We start from the raw sequence: 11,490 nt of genomic DNA on the forward strand, positions 1-11,490 counted from the left end.
CTCGTTCGAGGCCGTCGAGTTCGCTACCCTCGAATGGGTCGACTGGTTCAACAATCGCCGGCTGCTGGAGCCCATCGGCAACATCCCGCCGGCCGAAGCCGAGGAGCGCTACTACGCCATGCCGGAGCAATCCGCCGTGGCCGCATGACTCAAACGAAACTGCCTCCGGGAAACTCGGCGCGGTTCACTGGCACTCAACCATATTGACGTGACCCCCAACTTTCATCCAGCCGTAAGTAGAGTCCTCGGGTGGGATGCGCTGAGCCCCAACCCTCAACTGGTGGCTCGGAGGAATATTCCATAAAGGACGTCTCGCGCGGCGGCATTGTCCGATTAAAAATTGTGCCCGATCAGAGGGGCGTGGGGTAGGCTGAAGGGGTTGTCCATCGTCCCAGCCTACCGGGGGCGGTTGGAATCCGCTGTCAATTTTCTCTGACAATGCCCGCGATGAGATTCATCTTTTCAGCACAAGTGCGCTGCCGAGGCCGCCGGCAGCAGCTATCGTCGCGATGCCAAGACTGCCTGTCGGGAGAGTCTGCATCTCCTGCCAGAGGCGGACGGCAAGGATCGCACCCGAGGCGCCGATTGGATGGCCTCTCGCCAGGGCGCCGCCGCCGGGATTGACGATCGCCGGGTCGAGACCAATGCCGTCGATGCAGGCCATGGCCTGGACAGCGAAGGCCTCCATCACCTCGGCGACCGCAATGTCGTCCGCCCTGATCTTGAGTTCCGCGAGCAACCTGCGGGTCGCATCGATGGGTACCAGGGCCGGCTGCGCGGGATCGCCGCCGAGGCTGGTGGTGGCCAGCACTCGTAATGCGCGGCGTCCGAGCCCTTGCTGCCGAGCCAGCGTTTCCGACATGACGATGACCGAGGCCGCTGCGTCGGCTTCGACCGCCACCGTCGCGGCGGATAGACCGTGGACCGGATCGCCGGCGACAACCGGCAACCGGCCGCAGAGGCGCCGGTCGAGCCGGCGCGCGAATGTGTCGGCGTGGACGCCCGCGACGGGCACGATTTCGTTCGCGAGGTGTGACCGGGCCGCACGGGTGCGGGCATGGCTCGCGATCGCGTAGTCTTCCTGCGCCCGGCGATCGATCTTCCTTTCCGCGGCCAAGTTTGCGGCCGCCTCCAGCATGTCCGGATCTCGTTCCGGCCAAGGCGTGAACGGCGGCCGGTCGAAGGGTACCGGTCCGGTTTCGTCCCCCGTGGCCCGGCGCATTCTCAGCGGGGCGCGGGTGTAAGATTCCAGTCCACCGGCAAGGACGATCTCGGCATGGCCGGCCTCTACCTGCGCCGCCGCGAGCGCGATGGCGTCCATTCCGGCGCAGCACTGACTGTCGATGGTGAGTGCTGCTACACGCTCCGGCAGGCCGGCCGCCAAGGTCGCAAGACGAGCCGGATTGCCACCGGCATAAAGGGCGTTGCCGTAGACGGCGAGATCGATCCGGTGGCCATCGATATCGGCGTCGGCCAGTGCCGCACGGATCGTGGCCGCGCCGAGCTCCCAAGGTTCGACCGCGCCGAGAGCGCCGCCGCGCGGGGCGACCGCCGAGCGGCGCGCGGCGATGATGCAGGCGGTGGTCACGAAAGGCGCGGCAGCCTTCCGGCTGCCAGTTCGCCGCGAATCGCCGGGAAGTCGGTCTTGCCGGAGGCCGTCGCCGGCCAGTCCTCGATCCGGTGAAAGATGCGCGGTACATTGTAGTCGGGCAGGTGTACGGCGCAGTGACGGATAAGCTCGGCGCACGCGGGGACGCAACCGGCTTCCAGTCGCACGACTGCCACCAGGCGCTGTCCGCGCTTAGCGTCGTCGATACCGAAGCCGGCGGCCGAGCGTACGCCGGGATGCCGTTCCAACACTTCCTCGATCGCCTCGGGATGGATGTTGCGGCCTGACGAAACGATCATGCGGCTCGTGCGGCCGGCAAGGTGCAGGAAGCCGTTCTCGTCCAGCCAGCCGGTATCGCCGACGCAGATCGCGCCCGGTACGGCAGTCGCAAACGACAGCTCGCCCTTGGAGCTGCCCAGGGCATAGCCCAGGAAACGAAACGGACTCTCGACGAAGATCCGCCCGACCCGTCCCCGCGGCAGAGGGCTCTCGTCGTCTCCCAGGACATGGATCCGCACGCCTGGAAACGGACGTCCGACGGACGTTGCCGGCGCGTTCTCCCGGGCCCGTGCGAGCGAGACATAGCTCAGTTCCGAACTGCCGTAGAATTCACAGAACTCGGCTTCGGGAAACACCTCGGCGATCGCGCGCTGCAGGGCAGGGGCGGCCTTGGCTCCGCCGGTAAGCACCAGCCGCACCGCCGGCATGCGCACCTTCTTGCGACGGGCGGCCTCTACGATCGTTTGGAGCTGTGTCGGGACGGCATAGAGCACGGTCGCCTCCTCCGCCGACATCAGCGCGACCATACGGTCCGGCCGGCCGGTCCCGAGACAGAGCACGCGCGCGCCGGCATAGAGCCCGCGAATGGCGCCGTAGAGCGGCATGGAGTGCGTAAAGCTACCCGGAACGGCGAACACGTCACGAGCGCTATAGGCAAATTCCTCGTTGTCGCTGCGGAAGCTTGCGATCCAGGACCGCTGCGTCCGGACGAAGCCCTTCGGTAGACCGGTGCTGCCGGAGGTGAAGCCCGTGTAAAAGGGCTGATCGATTGAGACTGGCGGGGCCGGCGCGACTGTCGGACCGCTTTCCGCCGCCGCCTTTAGGCAGGCCGGATCGTCGAGCAGCAGATCGGGGCGGAGCCGGCTGCGGATCTCCGCGACAGTCGCCCGCGGCCAGTCCCTGTTCAGCACCTGCACGTTGCACCCGGCCCAGACGGCCGCGACGAAGGCAACAATGAAATCCGGCGTATCGGGCAGATGAAGCGCGACGGATGCTCCGGGGGGAACCTTACTGCTAAGCCATCCGGCGACCGCCACAATGCGCTCCGCCAACCGTACCCTGTTCAGGGCGCCGCGATGATCGACGAGGGCCACACTGCCGGGCGATGCGGCTGCCAGCCGCTCGATCGTCGGCCCGATGCCGTCGATGGTCCCGATCATCCCTCGATGCAGGGTCATGGCCTTGGCTTCTCCCGCCCGTTCCAGCGCGTACCGGCGAACGCGCGCCGCGCGACAAGACCGCAGTGCCGCTGCCAAACGCAGTTCGCGCAGGCCGCGCGCACCCGACCGGCGGCGAAGGCCTGGGCGAGCGCTCGGCGCTCGTCCGCATCCGGTTGCAGGACAGCGCCGACGGCGAGGCGGCGTCCGAGATATACGCCGATGTCGGCAAGCGCGAGCCGGTCTCGCCGCTCGGCCGTGCGTCCGTCACAATGATGTCCGGTCGTCCCGAGCAGCGGCGCACAGATGTCGTCCGCCCCCTCGACGATCCGGATCGCCTCGCCGTCGAAGACCCGGTCGGCCACTGCGTCGGCATTGGCGACGAAGGCCGGTGAATAGCCCTTTGAGGCATAGGTTAGCAGGCACAGCAGATGATGCCCCCGCAGCCGGACGGTCATTCTGCGTCTCCATACCCTGCATGTACGGTGACGAAGTCCGAGGGCGGAGCCCGGGGGCTCTCGAACGCGTTCTCCGGCCGGTCCGGGTCCCTGTAACCCAGCGCCATGCCGCAGAGCATGATCTCTTCCTCGGCAAGGCCGAGATGGCGGGCGACTATGTCGTGATGCGAGATGAAGCTCGCTTGCGGACAGGTGTCCAGGCCGTGACCACGCGCGGCGGTCATCACGTTGCCGACGAACATGCCCATGTCGAGCCAGCTGCCCGCCTCGAGGCGGCGGTCTGTGCAGAAGAAGAGTCCAACCGGCGCGCCGAAGAACTCGAGATTGCGCGCCTCTGCCCGCCGCATGGCGATGACGTCGCGTCGCCCGATGCCCAGCGCGGCGTAAAGGCGCCTGGCGATGTCGCGCCGGCGGGAATCGTAGGGCTCGAACCAGCGGTCCGGATAGTAGGGGTACGCCGGCTTGCCCCTGTAGCCCGGCGTGGCGAGTGCCGCGGCGAGCGTCCGCTCGAGCCGCGCCTTTGGGCCGCCGGTGATGACGTGGACTTTCCATGGCTGGAGGTTCCCGCCGCTCGGCGCTCGGGAGGCGACCGCCAGTATGTGCTGGATCAGCGCGAGGGGTACCGGGTCCTGCAGGAAAGCCCGGACGGCACGACGGCCGGTGATGGCCGCATCGACATCGTTCGGCACGACTCTCCCCATGCCGCCTCTATCTCGGTTCGCCACGGGACTGAGCGGCTTCCGCTGCGCCGAAGGAGCGGGCATCGAGGGCGTCGGCGACCTCAGTTCCCGTCTTCAGTGTCCGGACCAGCACGGGCATGGCGACGGCCAGGATGCTCCGTTCCAGGCCGCGCACGCGTTGAGCTTCCCGGACCTCCCGCACGATCTCGGCGATCAGGGGCACGAAGCGGATGGCCATGGCCAGGGCGAGACTGACCTTCGGCACGGAAATCCAGCGTCCCAGCGGCCGGAGTGCGCATTCGATAGCCGCGACCATGTCGGAGGTGCGTGTGGTCAGCGTCGTCAGCGCCGCCGCCAAGATCAGGACGGCGAAGCGCAGGACGACCACCGTCGCCTCGGTCAGCCCCACGACGAAGGCTTGTGCCGCGAAGATGGCTGCGAGCACGAGCAGCACCGGGCGGAGTTGCCGCCCGAGGACGCTGGGCGGGATCCGCGCGGCCCCGCAGAGGCCGAGGACGAGGGTCAGGGCCGAGAGTATGACGACGATGTCGTCGGAGCGGAACAGCAGCGTGCCGCCGATCGTTAGTGCCGCCAGCTTGGGCCCGGGACTCAGCCGGTGCAGCGGCGACGTTCCGGGCTGGTAGATACCGATCATGTACAGCTCCGGACATAGGCCGCGATGGACGCGGCCGGGGAGCCGTCGGCTCGGACGGCGCCGTCCTCAAGCAAGATGACGCGGTCGAACGAGCGAAGAGCGTCGAGGTCGTGGGTGACCATGATGACGGTGCAGTCCATACTCTCCAGCGCCGCCATGAACCGCCGCCGGTGGCGCAGGTCGAGAGCCGTGGTTGGTTCGTCGAGCACGATGCAGTCAGGCTCCATGAGCGTGACGCCCATCAGGGCGATGAGCTGTTTCTCGCCGCCGCTGAGCTGATGGACGGCCCGCGGGCCGAAGTCGGCCATGCCGTGGCGGCTCAGCGCGCGCGCGACGCGGCGCTCGCTCTCCTCGCGGCCGCAGCCGATGTTCTTCAAGCCGAAGGCGAGGTCTTCGGCAACGGTTGGATAGACGATCTGGTTGTCCGGGTTCTGGAACACAAAGCCGACGCGCCGCCGGATGGCGCGTGCATCTGACCGCGTGTCGCTGCGGTCAACCTTGACCCGGCCGCGGCTCGGCAGCTGCAGGGCGTTCAGCAGTCGGGCCAGCGTGCTCTTGCCGGAGCCGTTGGCGCCAATCACGCCAATGCGGGCCTCGCGGAGTCGCAGATCGATCCCGTCCAGAACCGTGCGGCCGTCGAGGTCGACGCCGACCCCTTCGAGGTCGATCGGCAGAACCGGTGCCGGCGCGGGCGGGGCGGACAGAGCAACCGACATTGCCTAGCGGGCCACGATCAACGGATAGGACCGTCTCACTCCGAGAATGACAGCGGAGGCGACGACAGCCTTGACGAGGTCGCCCGGCACGAAGATTCCGGCGGCAACTGTCGCGCTCCAAAGCGGCATCCCGGCCGTCAGCGACAGCCACGGAATGCCAAAGGCGTAAACGACGACGATGCCGCCGACGGTCGTGGCAAGCACGGCGCGAGTAAAACCGAGCCGCGTCCAGGAACGCTCGATCAGCCAGCCAGTTATGAAGGCACCGCCAATCCAGCCGAACAGGAACCCGGCACTCGGACTGGCGAAGACTCCGATACCGCCGCGACCGCCCGCCAGCAACGGCAGGCCAAGGCCGACGAGCACGAGGAAGAGCATCATAGAGAGGGCGCCCCGGTTGCGGCCCAGGATGCCGCCGGCCAGCATCACCCCCAGCGTCTGCGCGGTAACCGGTACGCCGATTGCGGGAATCGTGATTGGCGGGAAGAGTGCCAGTGCCCCTGTCAGCGCCGCAAAGAGCGCGACATATACGATGCTACGTGTTTCCATTCAACCGACCTTCGACCAAAGGGCTTGCTCCCAATCGGGACTTCGAACTCATACCCGCTTGGCCTGCAAACGCCTATGACAAGTGTGGGAAGCAGCGTCCCGGAATCTGCGCAAATTTGCAAAAGGGTCCTAACTGCACTGGTCTCGGCGGCTTTGTCAGACCAATCCGGACCCGGCGTGGCAAAGCCTAGGCTCTGTTGAAAATGGGGCTAGCTGTCGCTGGCCTCCGGCTCCCAAAATCAACGTAGGAATGAACCGCGCCGAGTTTCCCGGAGGCCGGTTTGTGTGAGTCACGCGGCGATGGCTGGCAACGCCCCGAAGAAGAAGCAGGCTGGCAAAAAAGCCGCCGCCAGTTGATGAAGCCGTTGCCCGGAGCTTCGCTAGCTCCGTTCCGGGCCGACCGGGGAAACTGTCCGAGGAAAATTGCGGCAGGTCAGAGGGGCACTGGGTAGCATGTCGTGCGTGACGGCGTTCGCCATGGCGTGCCCCACAGTGACGACGGCGACGCTGTCCCTGATTTCGCTTGCACCATGATGTTCTTGCGGCCCGTTGTCAGTTTCGTTCATTAAGCCGCTCATTGGCGGCGATAGACGCTCCCATCGCCTTGTAGCGTGCGCGGCGATCAGCACTGAACCTCTCCGCTTCCTCCTGCGGTACACCCCAGGCGACGCCGCGCTGCACGCCGGGCCGGCGGCGACAGCGCTCCAGCCAGTCGACGACGCGGGGTTCGGCGGTGATGTCGATCTTCGCCCATTTGTAGGCCCGGACCCATGGAAAGGCCGCGATGTCGGCAACGCTGAAAGTCTCTCCGCCCAGCCAGGGCGCCACCTCCAACCGCCGCGCCATGACCCGGACCAGCCGCGCGCCCTCATTGCCGAAGCGGTCCATCGGATGGGCCTTCGTCGCCTCGTCCACATCGATATAGCGGGTGTAGCTCACCTTGTTGCCGAAGACGGGTCCCAGATTGGCCGCCTGCCAGTATAGCCAGGGAAGCACATCCCAGCGTGCCGGACCTTGGGGCAACAGCGGCGAAGGGTAGGTCTCGCCCAGATACTGGAGAATAGCGCAGCTCTCGAAGATCGCCCGTCCGTCGTGCATCAGGGCCGGCATGCGCTGATTCGGATTGATCGCCGTGAATTCCGACGCGAACTGGTCGCCGTCCTCCAGGCTCATCATGTGCAGGCGGACTTCGGGCAGACCGACCCCGACCTCCTTTAGTTCCTCGATCATTATCGAGATCTTCCAACCATTCGGCGTCGCCGAATAGTAAACGTCCAGCGTCATCGTCATACTCCCTTTGCGTCCCCTTGATGTTAACTCGGTGGGCGGCATTGTGGGCAGAGAGCATTAACTGGTTCTGCTGATTTTGAGCCGGCGGCCGGAGTTGCTGCGTGAACTTTGCATCGTATCGGGGGCCATGGATGCGGGCATCGTCGCACCTCAGTTTGTTGAGCATTGTCGGCTGGAGATCGACTGAATCAGTTCCTGTGGGCGTCATCGGATCGCCGCCGCACCTTCCTATCTGAACTCAGGCCTCCTAGCGGAGTTTCGCTCAACCCGGGTTTGCTCTGACAACGGCGCCCGTGGTGATCTTGATCCCTGAAACTCCGACCAAAGTAGGGCGATGTCGACCACGGCTGCTGATCAAATTCAGTCTGCCAGCACCCTGGGCTCCAATCGACGACGCCAGAACTAGACGCCGAGGTCGATGTCGGCGGCGGCCACGGCATCGCCCTGGACCTCCGCGATCACCGTGTAGCCTGCCACGTTCACGTCCGCGTCGTGGATCAGGTGCGTGCCGTCGAAGACGAAGGTCTCGCCGGCGCCGACACCTGAATTGGTGCCGTCATAGGCGCCGTCGCTGAAGGCCAGGTTATTCGTCGTGAAATCGCCGCCTGAAAACTCGAAGCGGTCGACGCCGGTCTGGAAGTCCGTCACCAGGTCGACCGACACGCCCGCCGCGGCCACGGTCTGGTTCGCGCCGATGGCGACGCCGTCGGCGGCCGTCTCGTACTGAAAGAAATCGCCGCCCGCACTGCCGGTCATGGTGTCGACGCCACTGCCGCCGATCAGGTCGTCCGCACCGTCACCGCCGACGATCGAGTCGTTGCCATCGCCGCCGACAAGGAAATCGTCCGCGGCATTGCCTGTCAGCGTGTCGTCGCCGTCCACACCTGCCAGCACGTCCGCCGATGCGCCGCCGGTCAGGGCGTCGTTGCCCGCGGTGCCGATCTGGACGGCGAAGGTGGCGTCGACGAACTGCACTTCCTCGATGTCGCTGGAGAGCGTGTCCGTTCCCTCGCCGCCGACAGTGTCGGCGAGCACCGCATTGCTTCCATCCGCAGCGAAAACAACGTCGAAGTTGTCCTCGCTGCCCGCATAGACGGCCCGGTCGATCCCGGCGCCCCCGGCGAGCGCGTCATTGCCGGCGCCGCCGGAAAGGATGTCATTGCCGGTGTTTCCGGCGAGGCTGTCATTGCCGTCGCCGCCGGTAAGACTGTCCGCGCCCGCACCTCCCTGCAGGGTGTCGGCGCCCGCATTGCCGATCAGGGTATCGTTGCCGTCGCCGCCCTGCAGCACATTGTTGCCGGTATTGCCGATGATCGTGTTCGCCTCGCCATTGCCCACGCCGTCGATATTGTCGGCGCCCACGAGCTCCAGAACCTCGACATTGGCTGGCAGCGCGAAGCCGATCGCACTCTGGACGGTGTCGGTTCCACCGCCAGCCGCCTCGACGATGGTGTCGTCGCCACCGGTAATCGCGTCGATGGAGCCCTGAAGATCCTGATCCAGGCTGGTGAAGAATGTCAGTGTGGCGCTGCCACTCGAAAGGAGCGTCCCGACATCGAACGTAATGGCGATCGCCTGATCGGCAGTGATCGATGTGCCTTCGGCCTGCGGCGAATCAAAGGCCGTTGCCACGAACGGATTGGTGTTGGTGAAGCCGAATGTACTCACCCGCGCGCGCATCGTCAGCAAGGAAGAAGATCGGCACATTGGACACCGGTCCCGTCGCGCTGACGATTGCCAGGTTGTCGTTTCCGCCGTCGCCCGGCTGATTGACGATGTCGTTGATGGTCGTGAACTGACCGTTCAGGTCCGCATCCTGGTCCGGATCGAAATTGCGCATGTAGCGGACGGAGTCCAGCGCCCCGTCGCTCAGATTGGTGAGCGTGATATCCGTCCGGAAGAACTTGTCGTCCTCGTTGAACGATACGAACTGACGAACCCGCAACTGGCCGTCCGATGTATCGCCCTGCCAGAGAGCCTGTAAATCGCTGCCGGAGCTCTGGTCGGCGAAGAGAACGTTCTGGTTGATCTGGAAGTCACCTTCGCGTTCGCCATTGGTGAAGGTGGTCTGGGAACCGCCATCGATGAAGCCGATATTGAACCGCTCCTCTGGGGACCCGGGCAGGAAGAAGTCGCCGGTATTGGGCGGATCGCCGATATCGAAGCCGTCCTGGTCAACCGAGAAGCCGATATTCGTCCGCCCGCCGATCGGATGGAAGCCGGCCGGAGCCGCATTCGCCGTCCCATAGGATCCGGCGCCCGAGATGCCGACGGAAATGAATGTCCCTTCCAGAAAGATGTCGTCGCCGACCGTCGCGCTTTGCACGGCGAGCGTTCCGAAGCTCAGATCGGCCCCGCCTGCGCCGCCTCCGCCGCCGATGATGTAGAGGTCGTCGCCGCTGTCGCCGTTCAGCGTGTCGGAACCGTTGCCGCCATCGAGGGTGTCGTTGCCCGCGCCGCCGTTGAGGATATCGTCCCCGCCCTGTCCCGACAGCGAGTCATTACTGCCACCGCCGGAAAGCACGTTCGCATTGCCGTCGCCGGTCAGGATATCCGCGAAGTTGGAGCCGGTCAGGTTCTCGATGCCGGTCAGCGAATCGGTACCGCCCTGGCCGTCCGCCACGGTGGCGTTCCCGTCCGAGAGTGTGGCGTTGATACCCGCCGAAGTGGCCGAGAAGTCCGCCGTGTCAGAGCCCTCGCCGCCGATCAGCGTATCGCTGCCCGCATTTCCGCGGAGCACGTCGTTGCCGGCATTGCCGTCCAGACGGTCATTGCCGGCTCCGCCCGTCAGGGTGTCGTTGCCGCTCCCACCCTCAACGTTGTCATTACCGCCCCGCGAGTTGACGTTGTCGTTGCCGCCCAGTGCGTTGATGTTGTCCGCACCCTCGGAGCCTTCGATATTGTCATCACCTTCGGTCGCAACGTTATTGTTCTCGACGACGGCTTCCTCGTCGTCATTGTCGTCGGGCTCCGGCGGCGGCGCCTTCGGCGGGCCTTTCGTCTTCCCGCCGCTGCCGGTCGTCGGGGATTTCGCCGTCTCGACCAGGTTCTCGAATTTCTCGCCGTCGCCGGAGTCCTCGTCGCCCGCGGCCTCGTCGGCGCCGCTGACGTTGAGCTTGGCGTCGCCGCCGCCGCCGCCATCCGGCGCGCCGCCGTCTTCGCGGTCGTCGTCGCCGCCGTCGTCATCCTGCTGGCCGCGCTGCACATCCGATGTCGGTGGCAGGAAGTCCAGCGCGTTGCCGTACTTCTGATTGACTTCCTCCGGACTGTAGATCCGCGGGGCGCTGAGCGGCTGGAACTGACTGCTGGTCGACGTGCCCTCATAGGCCTGGGTGAGCAGAACCCCGCCCGCCTGGTTGGAGACGAAGACGGAACCCGTCTGGCCGTTGTCGTCGGGCAGATTGACGACTTCCGATTCCTCGCCCTCCTGCGCGCCCTGGCCGGTCACGTAGGTGCCGCGGATACCGATGGTCAGCACCGGGGTCTTGACCTGCAGCGCGTCGTCGCCGCTCTGGGCGACCTGGCCGGAGACAAACGAGAAGGAACCCTGCAGGACGTTCATCACTGCGCTGCCGGTGCCGGCGCTCGGATCATAGACGAAATCGTCGATGACCATGCGGGCGTCCTGGCCGATCGAGAAGGTGGTGTCGTCATTGAAACGCAGGCCGCAGGCGCCACCCGCGGCAGTCTCGATCACGTCGTCCTGATAGACCGGATCGCCTGCGGACAGCTCGACGCGGCTGCCATCGGTGCGGGTGGCGACGACCACGCCATCGACCGCTTCCACCACGCCGATGGGATTGCCGAGACCGGCGCCGAGCTGCGCCAGACCGCCCGCCCTGGGCCCGGCGAGCAGCTCGGCCAGGTGGCCGGCGATCTGCGCGCCGTTGAGCGTGTATAGGTCGGGCGGCGTCTCTGTGCCGAAAAAGTCGACGATCAGGATCTTCGTGCCGTCCTTGCCCTGAAGGATCAGGTCGGAACCGGCGCGCACGAAGTCGGCGGTGAGCAGCAGCGCGCCGTGATCGATCACCAGCGCATTCTGGCCCGCCGCGTTGAGCACCTCGGCGAACTGTCCCTGGGGGGCCTCCTCGCCGAAG

At 66.0% G+C, this 11,490-nt stretch carries 10 protein-coding genes and 1 pseudogene; 1 reads left to right on the forward strand and 10 read right to left on the reverse strand.

What is annotated here, in order from left to right; genetic code table 11:
- Positions 1-148: pseudogene (locus tag CWC60_RS02300) on the forward strand (IS3 family transposase); the annotation flags it as partial.
- Between the two features lie 306 nt (positions 149-454).
- Here the strand turns inward: CWC60_RS02300 and CWC60_RS02305 are convergent.
- The 10 genes from CWC60_RS02305 to CWC60_RS02350 form a co-directional block, all read right to left on the reverse strand.
- The gene (locus tag CWC60_RS02305) at positions 455-1,588 is read right to left on the reverse strand and encodes a thiolase family protein (protein WP_109792449.1); all 1,134 of its coding nucleotides are present in this window, start codon (positions 1,586-1,588) and stop codon (positions 455-457) included.
- A complete protein-coding gene (locus CWC60_RS02310; RefSeq protein ID WP_109792450.1) occupies positions 1,585-3,066 on the reverse strand; it encodes a class I adenylate-forming enzyme family protein in 1,482 nt (493 codons plus the stop codon). The genes CWC60_RS02305 and CWC60_RS02310 overlap by 4 nt, the downstream gene beginning before the upstream one ends.
- Entirely contained in the window at positions 3,063-3,503 is a 441-nt protein-coding gene (locus CWC60_RS02315; protein ID WP_109792451.1) for a DUF1284 domain-containing protein, read from the reverse strand. Before CWC60_RS02315 ends, CWC60_RS02310 begins: the two co-directional genes overlap by 4 nt.
- Positions 3,500-4,192 (reverse strand): nitroreductase, encoded by a 693-nt coding sequence (locus tag CWC60_RS02320; protein WP_206419730.1) that lies wholly within the window; start codon positions 4,190-4,192, stop codon positions 3,500-3,502. Before CWC60_RS02320 ends, CWC60_RS02315 begins: the two co-directional genes overlap by 4 nt.
- Positions 4,193-4,211: 19 nt before the next feature.
- Positions 4,212-4,838 carry an energy-coupling factor transporter transmembrane component T family protein gene (locus tag CWC60_RS02325; protein ID WP_109792453.1) on the reverse strand — a complete coding sequence of 209 codons (627 nt, stop codon included), beginning with the start codon at positions 4,836-4,838 and terminating at the stop codon, positions 4,212-4,214.
- Positions 4,835-5,554 carry an energy-coupling factor ABC transporter ATP-binding protein gene (locus CWC60_RS02330; RefSeq protein ID WP_109792454.1) on the reverse strand — a complete coding sequence of 240 codons (720 nt, stop codon included), beginning with the start codon at positions 5,552-5,554 and terminating at the stop codon, positions 4,835-4,837. The genes CWC60_RS02325 and CWC60_RS02330 overlap by 4 nt, the downstream gene beginning before the upstream one ends.
- 3 nt (positions 5,555-5,557) lie before the next feature.
- Entirely contained in the window at positions 5,558-6,103 is a 546-nt protein-coding gene (locus CWC60_RS02335) for a biotin transporter BioY (protein WP_109792455.1), read from the reverse strand.
- 552 nt (positions 6,104-6,655) lie between these two features.
- Positions 6,656-7,387: a glutathione S-transferase family protein gene (locus CWC60_RS02340; RefSeq protein ID WP_164516324.1), complete on the reverse strand. Its 732-nt coding sequence runs from the start codon at positions 7,385-7,387 to the stop codon at positions 6,656-6,658.
- A 408-nt stretch (positions 7,388-7,795) separates the two neighbouring features.
- Positions 7,796-9,061: a calcium-binding protein gene (locus CWC60_RS02345; RefSeq protein ID WP_206419731.1), complete on the reverse strand. Its 1,266-nt coding sequence runs from the start codon at positions 9,059-9,061 to the stop codon at positions 7,796-7,798.
- A partial coding sequence (locus CWC60_RS02350) for a FecR domain-containing protein (RefSeq protein WP_206419732.1) occupies positions 9,009-11,490 on the reverse strand: 2,482 nt, incomplete at its 5' end. The genes CWC60_RS02350 and CWC60_RS02345, both read right to left, overlap by 53 nt.

This window comes from Minwuia thermotolerans (assembly GCF_002924445.1).
Classification (GTDB): Bacteria; Pseudomonadota; Alphaproteobacteria; order Minwuiales; family Minwuiaceae; genus Minwuia; species Minwuia thermotolerans.